The sequence below is a fragment of the Streptomyces sp. NPDC002742 genome (assembly GCF_042888885.1).
In the GTDB taxonomy this organism is placed as follows: domain Bacteria; phylum Actinomycetota; class Actinomycetes; order Streptomycetales; family Streptomycetaceae; genus Streptomyces.
The window spans coordinates 37,086-51,259 of the sequence record NZ_JBIAQF010000006.1; the positions used below are offsets into that span (position 1 = coordinate 37,086).

At 70.2% G+C, this 14,174-nt stretch carries 10 protein-coding genes and 4 tRNA genes; 10 read left to right on the plus strand and 4 right to left on the minus strand.

Annotation, left to right across the window (positions count from 1 at the left end; translation table 11 throughout):
* Positions 1-337: 337 nt before the first annotated feature.
* Positions 338-856 carry a hypothetical protein gene (locus tag ACFYW8_RS11785; RefSeq protein WP_389071279.1) on the minus strand — a complete coding sequence of 173 codons (519 nt, stop codon included), beginning with the start codon at positions 854-856 and terminating at the stop codon, positions 338-340.
* A gap of 204 nt (positions 857-1,060) precedes the next feature.
* The gene (locus ACFYW8_RS11790) at positions 1,061-2,311 is read right to left on the minus strand and encodes a serine hydrolase domain-containing protein (protein ID WP_389071283.1); all 1,251 of its coding nucleotides are present in this window, start codon (positions 2,309-2,311) and stop codon (positions 1,061-1,063) included.
* Positions 2,312-2,476: 165 nt separating this feature from the next.
* On the opposite strand from ACFYW8_RS11790, the gene ACFYW8_RS11795 reads away from it, so the two are divergent.
* The 10 genes from ACFYW8_RS11795 (at position 2,477) to ACFYW8_RS11840 (ending at position 11,921) form a co-directional block, all read left to right on the plus strand.
* Entirely contained in the window at positions 2,477-2,827 is a 351-nt protein-coding gene (locus ACFYW8_RS11795) for a metallopeptidase family protein (protein ID WP_261708721.1), read from the plus strand.
* A gap of 100 nt (positions 2,828-2,927) precedes the next feature.
* Positions 2,928-4,535 carry a metallophosphoesterase gene (locus ACFYW8_RS11800; protein WP_389071289.1) on the plus strand — a complete coding sequence of 536 codons (1,608 nt, stop codon included), beginning with the start codon at positions 2,928-2,930 and terminating at the stop codon, positions 4,533-4,535.
* A gap of 80 nt (positions 4,536-4,615) precedes the next feature.
* A tRNA-Glu gene (locus tag ACFYW8_RS11805) sits at positions 4,616-4,688 on the plus strand.
* Between the two features lie 46 nt (positions 4,689-4,734).
* Positions 4,735-4,809 (plus strand) — tRNA-Asp (locus ACFYW8_RS11810).
* Between the two features lie 24 nt (positions 4,810-4,833).
* Positions 4,834-4,907: transfer RNA gene (locus ACFYW8_RS11815), tRNA-Phe, on the plus strand.
* Positions 4,908-5,116: 209 nt separating this feature from the next.
* The gene (locus tag ACFYW8_RS11820) at positions 5,117-5,494 is read left to right on the plus strand and encodes a hypothetical protein (RefSeq protein ID WP_389071294.1); all 378 of its coding nucleotides are present in this window, start codon (positions 5,117-5,119) and stop codon (positions 5,492-5,494) included.
* 246 nt (positions 5,495-5,740) lie between these two features.
* Positions 5,741-7,138 carry an FG-GAP repeat protein gene (locus tag ACFYW8_RS11825; protein ID WP_389071299.1) on the plus strand — a complete coding sequence of 466 codons (1,398 nt, stop codon included), beginning with the start codon at positions 5,741-5,743 and terminating at the stop codon, positions 7,136-7,138.
* A gap of 92 nt (positions 7,139-7,230) precedes the next feature.
* The gene (gene hrpA, locus ACFYW8_RS11830; protein WP_389071303.1) at positions 7,231-11,208 is read left to right on the plus strand and encodes an ATP-dependent RNA helicase HrpA; all 3,978 of its coding nucleotides are present in this window, start codon (positions 7,231-7,233) and stop codon (positions 11,206-11,208) included.
* A 95-nt stretch (positions 11,209-11,303) separates the two neighbouring features.
* Positions 11,304-11,378: transfer RNA gene (locus ACFYW8_RS11835), tRNA-Asp, on the plus strand.
* A gap of 351 nt (positions 11,379-11,729) precedes the next feature.
* Positions 11,730-11,921, plus strand: coding sequence for a DUF6274 family protein (locus ACFYW8_RS11840; RefSeq protein ID WP_389071307.1), 192 nt, complete (start codon positions 11,730-11,732; stop codon positions 11,919-11,921).
* A 466-nt stretch (positions 11,922-12,387) separates the two neighbouring features.
* Here ACFYW8_RS11840 and bldC read toward each other — a convergent pair whose 3' ends face one another.
* On the minus strand, positions 12,388-12,594 hold the full coding sequence (bldC, locus tag ACFYW8_RS11845; protein ID WP_003949541.1) for a developmental transcriptional regulator BldC: 207 nt from the start codon (positions 12,592-12,594) through the stop codon (positions 12,388-12,390).
* Between the two features lie 615 nt (positions 12,595-13,209).
* Positions 13,210-14,058, minus strand: coding sequence for a hypothetical protein (locus tag ACFYW8_RS11850; RefSeq protein ID WP_365869485.1), 849 nt, complete (start codon positions 14,056-14,058; stop codon positions 13,210-13,212).
* Between the last annotated feature and the right edge of the window lie 116 nt (positions 14,059-14,174).

Consider the following 14,174-nt stretch of genomic DNA (forward strand, 5'->3'; position numbering starts at 1 on the left):
TATGCGGTCCGGCCACGGCAAGGGAGAGTACGCGCCACGCGGCGCTCTCTGCGGCGGCGCCGGGCAAATGGGATCAAACGATCTACTACCATACGCACCCTTCCCTCATGAAGGCAAACTGAGCCTCATACGACCAGGTGGGGGTGCGTTCTTGGCCACCTGCTCGCTTCAACAAAGCTACCTCGGCCGCGCCGACCGCGCTGTTGAACGGGCCACATCCACGGCCTCGATCCCCGTGAACCCCGCCACATCCACCACGTCCGGCGCCTCCGGCCACCTCCACGAGGACCGACACCGGCGCCCTCGTGCCGCCCCGCCCGCCTCGCCCCCGGCCGCGCTACACGGGTGAGCCCGCTTCGGGGGCCGGCTCCCGCTGGACCAGTTGTGTCACCGGCTGCTCGTGCGCCGACGACGACGGCTCCGCCGAGCCGGGGTCGGGCGCCGGCGGCGACGAGACGGGCGGAGGCTCGGGGGTCGGCTCCGTCGTCTCACGGGTGGGACTCGGCCGGCCGCCCGGCGGCGCGGAGTCCGTGGCCGGCCCCCCGCCCTTCTCCGTCGCCTCCGCGGACGGCTTCGCGCCCGGGGACGCCGACGCCGAGGCCCCGTCGGACGCGGACTCCCCCGGCTTCGCCGGGGCCTTGCCGCCCTTGCCGGCCTTTCCGCTCTTCCCGCCGTACGACCCGGCTCCGCCGCCGCCCACCTCTGTGCCGCCACCGGGCGCCTCGCCGGCTCGGCGCCCGGCCGAGTGCGAGGGCCCCGGGCGCCCCGCGTCGTCGCCGACGCTCATGCAACCGGCGGCGGCGGCCACGGCCATGACCGTGGCCGCCAGACGGACGGGTACGTACAAGGCGCGCACGGGCGGCCACCTCCGAACGGGGTGTCCCCCGCTCTGGAGAAGCCGGGAGCGTGGGGAGAGACGGGAGTTCTCCCCGTCCAACTCCCGCCGCCCGCAAGAAGACACGCGCGCCCCGGGCCCAACCGGGCCCGGGGGCGTGCGAAGAGCGCGTTCCTCCCGCGCGGCGGGGGGTGATCCGGGAGGTGCCGCGGGCCGACCGAGGGGTCAGCCGATCGCCAGCGGGGTCTCCGGGGCGAGCGCGGCCGCGATGCGCTGGGCGACCACCTCGGCCATGTTGCCCTCGGGCGTGTCCTTGGTCTTGGTGGCGTTGACCGCGATGGCGAGACGGTCGGACGGGAGATACGCCTGGATCGCCGCGTAGCCCGAGAACGACGGGTTCTGCAGGACCCATCCGTTGATCACGATGACGCCGAGCCCGAAGTGCTTGGCCTCGGTCTGCTCCAGGCAGACCGTGGCCGGACAGGTGGCGGTCGCGTGGCCGAGGCCGACCGTCCCCGGGTTGAGCAGGGTGCGGTAGGAGCGGTGGGAGAGGAGCTCGCCGCCGCCGATGGCCGCCGCGGAGCGGGCCAGGTCACAGACGTGCGTGGTGATGACCGCGCCGGGCGCGGTGGTCCACGACGGGTTCCAGAACGTGGACTCCTCGTACAGGCCGCGCTCGGACGTGAAGGCGTGCAGGGCCGGACGCGGGATGTCGGGGGTGAAGTTGTTCCGGGTGTTGTCGAGGCCCAGTGGACCGGTGACCCGCTGTCTCAGGAACCTGTCGATCCGGGTGCCGGTGATCTTCTCCAGTGCCTGGATCAGCAGCAGGTAATTGGCGTGCGAATAGCTCCAGTTGGTGCCCGGTTCGTACCAGAACGGGTGGCTGTAGGGGTACGCGAGCAGTTGGTTCGGGGTCCACTGACGGAACGGGTGGGCCTCCAGTTCGGCCAGGAAGGCCGGGTCGGTGACGTAGTCGTGCAGCCCGGTGGTGTTGGTGGCCAGCATCCGCAGGGTGATCGTGTTCGCCTTGGGCAGCGTGGGCAGCCAGCGTTCCACGGTGTCGTCGAGGCGGACCTTCCCCTCCTGGACGAGCTGGAGGAGGGCCGTGCCGACGTAGGAGAAGGCCACGGAACCGGCGCGGAAGTGCATGTCGGGCTGGGCCGGGACACCGGTCATGGACTCGCCGAGCGCGTCGGTGAGAACCTCGCGGCCTTCGCTGGTGACCTTCAACTCCACCGACTTCAGATGGAGTTCGGCCTTGGCCTTGCGGGTGATGTCGAGAACCTCGCGGGCCTCGCCGTCGAGAGGTCTCGCGGTCCTCACACAGTCGCTTTTGCCATCACGTCCGGGCCCCCCGGCGAACGCCGGTGCGGCGGCGGCGGTCTGGACCGTGACGGCGAGGAGCGCGGCGCAGAGGAGGGCCCCGCGGGCGCGCGCACGCGCACTCGGACGCGTCGGGGATGAGGTGCGTGTCATGCCCGCACTATCGCCGGACAATACGAGGTAATTCGACAGAACACTCTGGAACTGGTACGAGACACCCCATGTGGGGCAGGCTGCCGGTTTCCCCTCCACCGGATCCGGCCCACCCGGGTCTCCGTCGTACGCCGCCCGGAGCGTGCCGTCCCCGACAATGGCCTTGTGCTGGAGATGACGCGCGAAACCTTCGAAGAGCTCGTGAGCCAGGCGCTCGACCGGATCCCGCCCGAGCTGACCCGGGTCATGGACAACGTCGCCGTCTTCGTCGAGGACGAGCCTCCGGCGGACGACCCCGAGCTGCTGGGCCTCTACGAGGGCACCCCGCTCACCGACCGCGGCGAGTGGTACGCCGGGGTGCTCCCCGACCGCATCTCGATCTACATGGGCCCCACGCTGCGCATGTGCGAGACCCCGGACGCCGTGGTCCACGAGGTCGCGGTGACCGTGATCCACGAGATCGCCCACCACTTCGGCATCGACGACGAGCGGCTGCACGAACTGGGCTGGGGCTGACCGGAGCACGAGCCGGTCCGCGGCCGAGCGCGAACCCGCGCGTCCCGCGAGGGCGGCGGAACTCCCGCATATCCGCCCCAGCCCTGGGCATACGGGACCAATGGCCCGCGTCCTCGTTGCCGCAACCGCCACCGTCCGCCGCATGACCGACCGCGTCCGCCGGGCGCGGCACGCGCTCACCCGCCACCGTCACGGCCACCGCAAGGGCCCGGTTCTCGAACTCGCCGCCCGGCCGAACCCGTACGCCCGCGCCCTCGGACTTCTCTGCGTGGTGCTGCTCGGCGCCTGGCTGGGACTGCTGGTCGTGGGCGACGTCCGTGCCCCGGTCGGCCCCATGAACACCACCATGACCCTGCGACCCTCCCTCACCGGCGGCACGAAGATCAACATCTCCCCGCTCGGCGCACTGGAACTGCACAGCCACTCGGCCCCGCTGCGCCTCGACGTGGACGTGGACCGGCTCGACCCGGAGCGCGCCCAGGCCCTCGTCGACCACCCGGAGCGGCTCTCCGGCCTCCAGGACGAGGTCACCAGGGACGTCGAGCACGGCACCCTCGACCTGGCCGTCCGCTCCTGCATCGCGGTGGTCGCCGGCGCGACCGCCCTCGGTCTCGCGGTCTACCGGCGCCCGCGCCGCGCCCTCACCGCGGGCGGTCTCGCCCTCGCCCTGCTGGCCGCCTCGGGGGCGACCGCGTTCGCCACCTGGAACCCCAATTCGGTCCTGGAGCCGAAGTACTCCGGGCTCCTCGCCTCCGCACCCTCCCTGGTCGGCGACGCCCGCAGCATCGTCAGCGAATTCGACGTCTACCAGAAGGAGTTGGCGCGCCTGGTGACGAACGTGACGAAGCTGTACGACGTCACGTCCACCCTCCCCGGCTACGAGCCCGACCCGACCACGATCCGGGTCCTGCACGTCTCCGACATCCACCTCAACCCGGCGAGCTGGAAGATCATCGCCTCGCTCGTGAAGCAGTACGCGATCAACGTGATCGTCGACTCCGGCGACACCATGGACCACGGGTCGGCGGCCGAGAACGGCTTCCTGGACCCGATCCGGGACCTGGGCGCCCCGTACGTCTGGGTCCGCGGCAACCACGACTCGCGCGAGACCCAGCGCTATCTGGAGCACGTGAAGAACGTGCACGTCCTCGACGACGGCCGGGCGGCCACCGTCGCGGGCCTGCGCTTCGCCGGCATCGGCGACCCCCGGTTCACCCCGGACCGCTCGACCGCGCCGGGCGGCGACGCGGCGGAGGATCTCGCCGGCGCCCGGCTGGCCTCGGCCCTGCGGGACCAGCGCGCCGCGGGCACCCCGGTCGACATCGCCGTCGCCCATGAGCCCTCGGCGGCCCGCGGGACGGACGGCGAGGTGCCGATGGTGCTGGCCGGCCATCTGCACCACGAGGAGACGGAGGTCATGCAGCACGGCACACGGCTGCGCGTCGAGGGTTCGACGGGCGGCAGCGGGCTGCGCGCGGTCGAGGGCGCGTACCCCGACCCGATCGAGGCCTCCGTCCTCTACATGGACCGGGACACCCACCGGCTCCAGGCCTGGGACGAGATCAGGCTGGGCGGTCTGGGCCAGACGACGGCCGAGGTCAGCCGGCATCTGCCGAAGGAGAACCAGCCCGGCGCGACCCCGTCGCCCACCACCTCCCGGAGCCCCTCCCCACCCCCCTCCCCGGGCCCCTCCGGGACCTCCCCGTAAACCGTTTTGGCGATACCCCTCGCCATCCCATATGCTCATGACGTCCCCGACGCGCTGAGAAGCGCCCAGGCGGGCCGATAGCCCTCATCGTCTAGCGGCCTAGGACGCCGCCCTTTCAAGGCGGTAGCACGGGTTCGAATCCCGTTGGGGGCACGCAACACCGTGTGCGACACTGTTCACGCGTCGCACGCAACAGCTTGGTCCTGTGGAGCAGTTTGGAGTGCTCGCCACCCTGTCAAGGTGGAGGCCGCGGGTTCAAATCCCGTCAGGACCGCTGAGGTTTCCCCGGAAACCTCGTGGCTGGGTAGCTCAGTTGGTACGAGCGATCGCCTGAAAAGCGATAGGTCGCCGGTTCGACCCCGGCCCCAGCCACAGCAAAGGCCTCGATCTTCGGATCGGGGCCTTTCTCGTATGCGTCGAAGCCGTCCGGCCCGCACGCGACACCGGTGTCCCGCCCGGCCCGTCCTCGACTTGGCACGGCACATGCAGGGCGCTACGTTCTGGCCCGCGGACGCGACGGCGCGGACGCCATGTCTCGGACGGGGGAACGAGTGGTGTCGAACGGTGACAGGTCGAGACCGGTGCGCGAGCTGGATCTGGAGCGCTACCGCGCCCGCTACGGGCTGACGGCGGTCGTCATGAGCAACCTCGCGGTCGTCGGTGTCGCGGTCTTCGGGGTCTGGCAGCTCAACGGCGACAAGGCGGTGGCCGTCGGCGTGCTGACCTCCGCCTTCACGGCGGTGAGCAGCACGACCACGGCCTACCTGGGCATCAAGGCGGTCTCGAACACGGCCAGGGCCATGGCGCAACCGCAGGCCCCCGCCCCCGCCCCCGCGGCGGTCCCGGCAGCGGCGGCGGCCCCGGGAAAGGTCCCGGGAACAACCGCGGCCTCAGCGGCGGTCCCGGCACCGGCGGCCTCCCCGGACGCCGCCCGGGAACAGCGGCAACCCCAGGAGTAGCCCGGGGCCGGTGGCGGGCCCGGGACCCGCGCGTGCCGCGGCGGGGCGGCCGGACCGGGTTCCGCGCCTCGACGCGGTGACACATACCCGCCCGACGTGTCCCACCTGCGGCTTCAGGGACCGGCGCCGGCCCCTGGAGCGCGGCCCCGGTGCCGCATCCGTACAACCTTCCGCCCCACTCATGGATCTCGTGTGGCGGGACGTGCGGTACATCCGCCGACACGACCTGGTGAAAAGGGAGTGGGTATGCGGAGAACCTGGTTGGCGGCCGGACTGGTCACGTCGCTGGTCGCCGGGATCACCGCCATCGGCGTGGGCGATCCGACCGAGGCCGCCGCCGCACCGGTGACGGCACCACGGGTCGATTTCAACGGCGACGGCTACGGGGACATGGTGGTCACCGGAGGCGGCGCGGCGTCCGTGCTCTACGGAGGACCGGGCGGACTCAGCACCGCGCGGAAGGTCAGGATCACCAAGGACTCCCCCGGCATCCCCGCCTCGATGGCCACGGCGACGGGTTTCGCCGCGGACGTCACCCCGGGTGACCTGGACGGCGACGGCTACGACGACCTCTTGATCACGGTCTACGCCAAGCCGTCCGTCGTCGTGTGGGGCGGCGCGCGCGGTCTGTCCGGCGGCACCTTGCTGGCCGACAGCCGGCCGGGCGGGTGGGTGGGCACCAAGATGGTCGCCGGGGACTTCGACGGGGACGGGCACGAGGACCTCGCGTCCCCCTACGACTACGCCGGGTATTACATCGCCAGGGGCCCGTTCTCCCGGGCCGGCAAACCGGCCGCGGTCGACTCGTACTCGTACCAGGACATCGACGCCGACTTCGGGGGCCAGAGCATGGTCGCGGGCGAGGTGAACGGCGACGGCGCGACCGACCTCATCCTGCTCGGTTCGATCCACCGGACGCCTCCGAAGGAGGGGTACTACGCCGGGGCGGTCCTGGTGCTCGGTTCACCCGACGGGCCGCACAGCTCGCGCCGGGTCTCGGGTCTGGGCGCGAGCGCGACGATCGGCGACGTGGACGGGGACGGCTTCGGCGACGTGATCCTGGGCGGTTACCTGGAGGGCTACAACCCCACGGGCGTGGTGGGCGGTTCCATCATCGTCAACTACGGCAGCGCCACCGGCCTGAGCACCACCCGCCCGGCGGTGCGGATCAGCCAGGACACGCCGGGCGTCCCGGGTGTGGGCGAGAAGTACGACCGCTTCGGCTTCGCCCTCGCCGCCGGTGACATCGACCACGACGGCTACGCGGACGTCGCGGTCAGCTCCCAGCAGGAGAGCATCTCCGGAGTCTCGACGACCGGCGGGGTGACGGTGCTGCGCGGCTCCGCGAAGGGCCTGACCACCACCGGCGCCATCGCCTACAACCAGAACTCCCCCGGCGTGCCGGGCGCGAACGAGTACTACGACAGGTGGGGGAGCACTCTGCTGCTCACCGACATGAACCGGGACGGCCGCAGCGAGCTCGTGGTGGGTACGGAGTTCGAGAACCAGGACGTCGGCAACGTCTGGTACTTCCCGTCCGGCGGTTCGGCCCCCACCACCAAGGGCCTGGTGTCCTTCAGTTACCGCACCCTCGGCGGCACGGACAAGAGGAACACCTATTTCTCCCAGGACATGGTGTCCTGACGGCACGGCCCGCACGGCACCGTGCGGCGGCGAGGGGGCGGGCCCAAAAGGGTTCGCCCCTTCTTTGCCCGAGGTGAGATCCTGGACCGCGTATGTCTACGCACCCCGCCCCCGCCCTCGGCGATCTCGCCGCCCGTCTGGCCCAGCTGTCCCTGCGCGACGCGCACCGGCTCGGGCGCAGGCTCGAAGGCGCTCGCAAGATCCACAAGCCCGAGGCCCGCTCCGCCGTGTTCGCCGAGATCGAGGCGGAGGTCGCCAGGGGCGAGGTCCGCATGGCCGAGCGCCGCGCCCGCGTGCCCGCCATCACGTATCCCGAGCAACTGCCGGTCAGCCAGAAGAAGGACGTGATCGCGGAGGCCATCCGCGACCACCAGGTGGTGATCGTCGCCGGTGAGACCGGGTCCGGCAAGACCACCCAGATCCCGAAGATCTGCATGGAGCTGGGCCGTGGCGTCCGCGGCATGATCGGGCACACCCAGCCCCGTCGTATCGCCGCCCGTACCGTCGCCGAGCGGGTCGCGGACGAGTTGGACACGCCGCTCGGCGAGGCCGTCGGCTGGAAGGTCCGCTTCACCGACCAGGTGAACCCGGACGCCACCTTCGTGAAGCTCATGACGGACGGCATCCTGCTCGCCGAGGTCCAGACGGACCGCGAGCTGCGCGCGTACGACACGATCATCATCGACGAGGCCCACGAGCGGTCCCTCAACATCGACTTCCTGCTCGGCTACCTCGCCCAGCTGCTGCCCAAGCGCCCCGACCTCAAGGTCGTGATCACCTCCGCGACCATCGACCCGGAGCGTTTCTCCCGGCACTTCGGCGACGCCCCGATCGTCGAGGTCAGCGGACGGACGTATCCCGTGGAGGTGCGCTACCGCCCGCTCCTGGAGGAGGACTCCGAGGACGCGGACCGCGACCAGATCACCGCGATCTGCGACGCCGTCGAGGAACTCCAGGCCGAGGGCAAGGGCGACATCCTCGTCTTCCTGTCGGGCGAGCGCGAGATCCGCGACACGGCCGACGCGCTGACGAAGAAGAACTACCGCTTCACTGAGGTACTGCCCCTGTACGCCCGGCTGTCGCACGCCGAGCAGCACCGGGTCTTCCAGGCGCACACCGGGCGCAGGATCGTTCTCGCGACCAACGTCGCCGAGACCTCGCTGACCGTCCCGGGCATCAAGTACGTGATCGACCCGGGCACGGCGCGCATCTCGCGGTACAGCCACCGCACGAAGGTGCAGCGGCTGCCCATCGAGCCCGTCTCGCAGGCCAGCGCCAACCAGCGCAAGGGCCGCTGCGGCCGTACGTCCGACGGCATCTGCGTCCGGCTGTACTCCGAGGACGACTTCCTCGCCCGCCCGGAGTTCACCGACGCCGAGATCCTCCGTACGAACCTCGCCTCCGTCATCCTCCAGATGACCGCGGCCGGCCTCGGCGACATCGAGAAGTTCCCGTTCATCGACCCGCCGGACCACCGCAACATCCGCGACGGCGTCCAGCTCCTACAGGAGCTGAACGCGCTGGACCCGACCGAGAAGGACGCCCGCAAGCGGCTCACGCCGACCGGCCGCAAGCTCGCCCAGCTGCCCGTCGATCCCCGGCTCGCCCGGATGGTCCTGGAGGCCGACAAGAACGGCTGTGCCCGAGAGGTCATGGTGATCGCGGCCGCGCTCTCCATCCAGGACCCGCGCGAGCGGCCGTCCGAGAAGCAGGCGCAGGCCGACCAGCAGCACGCCCGCTTCAAGGACGAGACGTCCGACTTCCTGGCCTTCCTCAACCTGTGGCGCTATGTGCGCGAGCAGCAGAAGGAGCGCGGTTCGTCCGCGTTCCGCCGGATGTGCAAGCAGGAGTACCTGAACTTCCTGCGCATCCGCGAGTGGCAGGACATCTACAGCCAGCTGCGGACCGTCGCCAAGCAGATGGGCATCCACCTCAACGAGGAGGACGCGCCCGAGCAGAGCGTCCATGTGTCCCTGCTCGCCGGTCTGCTCTCGCACGTCGGCATGAAGGACGTGAAGGAGACCGGCGGGGAGAGCGGGAAGAGCACGGGAAAGAACGAGTACCTGGGCGCGCGCAACGCCAAGTTCGCGATCTTCCCGGGCTCGGCGCTCTTCAAGAAGCCCCCGCGTTTCGTGATGTCCGCCGAGCTCGTCGAGACCTCGCGGCTCTGGGCCCGCGTCAACGCCCGCATCGAGCCGGAGTGGGTCGAACCGCTGGCCGGCCATCTCCTCAAGCGGACGTACAGCGAACCGCACTGGGAGAAGGACCAGTCCGCCGTGATGGCGTACGAGAAGGTCACGCTGTACGGCGTGCCGATCGTGGCGCAGCGGAAGGTGAACTACGGGCGGATCGACCCGGAGGCCAGCCGCGAGCTGTTCATCCGCAACGCGCTCGTCGAGGGCGACTGGCGTACGCACCACAAGTTCTTCGCCGACAACCGCAAGCTCCTCACCGAGGTCGAGGAGCTGGAGCACCGTGCCCGCCGCCGGGACATCCTGGTCGACGACGAGACCCTGTACGACTTCTACGACCAGCGGGTGCCCGAGCACGTCGTGTCCGGGGCGCACTTCGACTCCTGGTGGAAGCACAAGCGCCACGAGGAGCCCGAACTCCTCGACTTCGAGCGCTCGATGCTCATCAACGACCGGGCCGGCCAGGTCACGAAGGACGACTACCCGGACTCCTGGCGGCAGGGGCCGCTGAAGTTCCGCGTGACCTATCAGTTCGAGCCGGGCGCGGACGCGGACGGCGTGACCGTCCACGTCCCGCTCCAGGTCCTGAACCAGGTCACGGACGAGGGCTTCGACTGGCAGATCCCGGGGCTGCGGGAGGAAGTGGTGACGGAGCTGATCCGTTCGCTCCCGAAGCCGATCCGGCGGAACTACGTTCCCGCCCCGAACTTCGCCCAGAAGTTCCTGGAGCGGGCCGTACCGCTCCAGGAGCCGCTGACCCTGACCATGGCGCGCGAGCTCAAGCGGATGGTCGGGGTGCCGCTGACGGCGGACGACTTCGACTGGTCCCGGCTCCCCGACCATCTGAGGATCACGTTCCGGATCGTCGACGAGCGGCGCCGCAAGCTCGCCGAGGACAAGGACCTGGAGTCCCTCAAGCTCCGGCTGAAGCCGAAGGCGCGCCAGGCGATCTCGCAGGCCGCCGCCGCGACGGCGGAGCGCGAGGGCGGCGAGTCCCTGGAACGCACGGGTCTGACCGACTGGACGATCGGCTCGCTCAGCCGCCTCTTCGAGACACGCCGGGCGGGCCAGCCGGTGAAGGCCTACCCCGCGCTGGTGGACGACGGAGCGGCGGCGAACACCGTCTCGGTGCGGCTCTTCGACACGGAGGCCGAGCAGGCCGAGGCCATGTGGAAGGGCACCCGGCGGCTGATCCTGCGGAACATCCCGGTGAATCCGGGCAAGTTCGCCTCGGACAAGCTCACCAACGCCCAGAAGCTCGCGCTGTCCGCGAACCCGCACGGCTCGGTGCAGGCGCTCTTCGACGACTGCGCGATGGCCGCCGCGGACAAGCTGATCGCGGACTTCGGCGGCCCGGCCTGGGACGAGGAGTCCTACCGGAAGCTCTACGACAAGGTGCGCGCCGAGATCGTCGACACGACCGTGCGCACGGTCGGGCAGGTGCAGCAGGTGCTCGCCGCCTGGCAGGCCTGTGAGCGCCGTCTGAAGGGCGTCAGGAGCCCGACGCTGCTCGCGAACCTCACGGACGTACGGGGGCAGCTGGACGCCCTCGTGAAGCCCGGCTTCGTCACGGCGACGGGGCTGCGGCGGCTGCCGGACCTGATGCGCTATCTGGTCGCCGCGGACCGCCGTCTCCAGCAGATGCCGACCGGCGTCCAGCGGGACACCAGCCGCATGGAGAAGGTCCATGAGATGCAGGACGAGTACGCCTGGCTCCTGGAGCAGCTGCCGCAGGGCCGTCCGGTCCCCTCGTCCGTCCTGGACATCCGCTGGATGATCGAGGAGCTGCGGGTCAGCTATTTCGCCCACGCGCTCGGCACGGCGTACCCCGTCTCCGACAAGCGGATCGTGAAGGCGATCGACGCCGCCGTCCCGTAACGGCGCCTGTACGGGTGGTGAGTTCGACCCCGGGCTCGCCCTCCTGTACAGTCTCTTTTCGCAGCACAGCGCAAGAACAAGTCGCTGCGAAACAAGGTCCTGTGGAGCAGTTTGGAGTGCTCGCCACCCTGTCAAGGTGGAGGCCGCGGGTTCAAATCCCGTCAGGACCGCGTGAAGAAAGGCCCGGAGCTTCGGCTCCGGGCCTTTTCGCATGTCCGCTCCCGGCCGCTTTCGCAGGTGCGGCGCGGTCCGCGGCCAGGAATCACGCGCGTACGGCGTCGGGCCTGTCCGGAGCGCGGGCGCCGGTTCGGACGCCGGTTCGTTCGGCTGTTCGCGTCCGCGCATCAGCCGCGTCGGCATGTGCGCACCGGCCCGCGTTCGCGTGCGCGCACCGGTCCGCGTACGGCCGCCGAGGCCGCGGGGAAGCCCCCTGAGGCGCGTTCACGGCCCTTGACGGCGTCACATTCCGCCGGTACCCCGGAATCCAGGGCCCTCGCCCTGCCGGCCCTCTGGAGGTGCGCATGGCGGTGTCCGCTCGACATGAGACCCGGGCTCTGCTCCGAGCCCATCTGGCGGCCGCCTCCGGGTACCGCCACCTGACGCGGCACTGCCCGATCTGCCACCAGCTCGCGCGGCTGGCCATGGAACCGACCCCGCACGACGAGCGAGACCTGGAGAGCGCCCCGGAGGGCGAAGATCCCTCGACGGCGTGACCGAGGACCGTCGCCACGACCTTCACGCCGTGCACGCCCCCGCGTGACGCGCCCCTCGCGACCCCAACTCCCCTAGCGCAGAAGGCTCGCGGGCGACAAGGACTGTGGCATGTGACAGGAGTCACCGCATATGTTTTCAGAAGTGTGGAACTTACCCCCCTCATACAACCAGTCAATTTAATATGTGCAATTGCACTCCTCGTCGAGGACTTCCACAGCCGATCCGACACCCGCCCCCAGACTCCGACAAGGCCGCTCACAGGTCGGCCACGGAGTCGCACGGACCGCACAAAAAAGATCGCGCTGGACCCGGCGGAGTCCAGCGCGATCTACGACGCACCCTGTTCAAGTGGCGATAAAGCTTGGGCGTGGGCTCTGTTGGGGCAGAACCCGCGTCGCTTGGAGCTGTGGTGTGGACGCCTCGACGGGTTGGGGGATCCGTCGACTTGTCCGGTTATGCGATGGTTCAGGCTTCGCTGCGCTGCTGCGGGATACCCGCGAGCAGTGCGCGGACCTCAGCCTCGCGGTAGCGGCGGTGCCCGCCGAGCGTGCGGATGGATGTGAGCTTGCCGGCCTTCGCCCACCGCGTGACCGTCTTGGGGTCGACGCGGAACATCGTGGCGACCTCAGCCGGGGTCAGCAGCGGCTCGGCATCAGGGGTGCGAGCGGTCATGAGCGGCCTCCTCGGGAGAACCGAACCTTCTCGGTTCTTTCCTCTAAATTCTGCACCTTGACCCGCGTTGCCCGAAATGGCGGACGCGAGTCGAGTCGGTTATAGGACGAACGGCTTGTCCTCGGCACTACAACTACACCATCCGTCCAGCCGCGTCGGCCAAACCGATGGAATTGCCCTCCCAGGTGTTCATCAGCGACGGAAGCCGATGGACCATGCCATAGCGGACAGTCACGCCACTGTGACGATCAGTCACAGGGCGATCAGGAGTCACCAGACCCCCCAAAGCGTGCAATGCCGAGATTCCCCCCAAACGTGGGCGGAGGGAGCCCTCCCCCGGGCTCCTTGTCCTATTTTGACACGAGGAGGGGGAAGCGACGCAAGAGCCGGGTAAGTGCCGTCCGTCACGCTTGGCACCCGTTGACGCATAAGCCCGGATCAGGACCTACGTCCCGGACGTGAGGGTTCTTCAGCGTGTGAGGACCATACGCGAGTTCGACAGAAACCAGTGAGAAGCAGATCACACGGACCAGGGGGCCCGGGACTCCCCTCCCTCCCGTCCCTCCCCACCTGGACCGATGGGCGCCGCCCGCCCCGGCCCGCCCGCGCGGGGCATCAGTTCGACGAACGCCGGTCCCTGACCGACCGCCAGCGCTCCACCAGCCGGCCGTACGCCTCGCCCGCCTTCGCCCCGTCCCCGGTGCGCAGTGCCTCGATGCCCTCGGCGACGTCCGCGGCGGAATGGTCGTCCTCCAGCTGCCCGGCCGGCAGCGTGTGCACGAGCCCGCCGTAGTCCAGCTCGACCAGTGAGCGCGGATGGAACTCCTCCAGCCAGCGCCCCACGTCCACCAGACCCTCGATGAGCGGCCCTTCGTCCAGTGCCTCCCTGAGCGTCCGCAGCGCCCGCGCCGTGCGCCGCCTCGCCTGCACCATCGGCGTCCGGTAGCGCAGCAGCGGCTCGGCTCCGCCGGGACCCGTCCCCTTCTCGTACTCCCGCTCCTCGTCCGTGACGAGCACGAACCAGTTCAGCGGCACCTGCCAGGTCGAGGTGCGGATCCACGGGCGGGCGTCGGGGTTGCGCACCAGCCAGCGCTCGTAGTCCAGCGCGGCCTGACGGCGCACCAGGGGCGGCAGCACCGCGTCGAGGACGAACGCCGGGAGCTCCTCACCCAGCTCGTCCAGGGCCTGCCAGCCGCGCAGCCGGGTGCGCCAGGGGCAGACGCACACCACACCGTCCACCTCGGCGACGAACGCGTCGCCGCTCTCGTGCACCGGCACGGGGACCGGCGGGGTGGGCAGCAAGTCGGCCAGCGAGCGGCGCAGTTCGTCCTGGTACGAGGGGCGCTCGGCGCGCCGGGCGTAGCGCGTCCAGTGGGCGCGCTCGGACTCGGGGAACGCGGCCAGTGGCTCGTACACCCGCAGATACGACGTGTACGGGACGATCACCGCGGACACCTTGGGCACGCCTGCTCCCTCCCCCGTCGACCACCGGGAAAACCAGCGAGAACCGCTCATAACCTGAAGAGAAATCTATGCAAATCGAATCATGGCCGTACCCCGCCCGTGGGTGATCCTGAACA

Bases quoted from the DNA above. Each gene is read 5' to 3' on its own strand.
- ACFYW8_RS11790 (WP_389071283.1), bottom strand. From the start codon at position 2,311: ATGACACGCACCTCATCCCCGACGCGTCCGAGTGCGCGTGCGCGCGCC.
- ACFYW8_RS11800 (WP_389071289.1), top strand. From the start codon at position 2,928: ATGGCCCGCGTCCTCGTTGCCGCAACCGCCACCGTCCGCCGCATGACC.
- ACFYW8_RS11825 (WP_389071299.1), top strand. From the start codon at position 5,741: ATGCGGAGAACCTGGTTGGCGGCCGGACTGGTCACGTCGCTGGTCGCC.
- hrpA (WP_389071303.1), top strand. From the start codon at position 7,231: ATGTCTACGCACCCCGCCCCCGCCCTCGGCGATCTCGCCGCCCGTCTG.
- ACFYW8_RS11840 (WP_389071307.1), top strand. From the start codon at position 11,730: ATGGCGGTGTCCGCTCGACATGAGACCCGGGCTCTGCTCCGAGCCCAT.
- bldC (WP_003949541.1), bottom strand. From the start codon at position 12,594: ATGACCGCTCGCACCCCTGATGCCGAGCCGCTGCTGACCCCGGCTGAG.